The 301-nt window shown below is 59.5% G+C and carries 1 protein-coding gene; it reads left to right on the top strand.

Annotation, left to right across the window (positions count from 1 at the left end; all coding sequences use genetic code 11):
• Window positions 1-82 precede the first annotated feature (82 nt).
• The coding region (locus ADL12_RS54275) for a DUF5933 domain-containing protein (protein WP_425265155.1) at window positions 83-301 on the top strand (219 nt) is incomplete at its 3' end.

The following is a 301-nucleotide window of genomic DNA, read 5'->3' on the forward strand; positions in this document are numbered from 1 at the left end:
CTCGCGGTGGTTACCCCTATCGCATTTCATCTACCCGGCATTCGAATAAATCGGCCAAAGATTGATATCTAGAGCATCGCAGGTGTTTTCGCGGATAAGCGGCATAACTTCGCTGGTCGCGTGGCGTCATTGGCGCACGACGCTGTGGGTCACGGCGGGCGGGGTGGGTTTTGGGTTTCTCATCGCGCTGGGGATTGCCGCCCGCCGCTACGGTCAACCGGGGCCGATTTCCAACCAGGTGAAGGCGCTGATCTTTGCCCCGAAACCGGGACCGCTGTACGGCGGTATGGCGTTGATGATG

It is taken from the genome of Streptomyces regalis (genome assembly GCF_001509475.1).
Taxonomy (GTDB): Bacteria; Actinomycetota; Actinomycetes; order Streptomycetales; family Streptomycetaceae; genus Streptomyces; species Streptomyces regalis.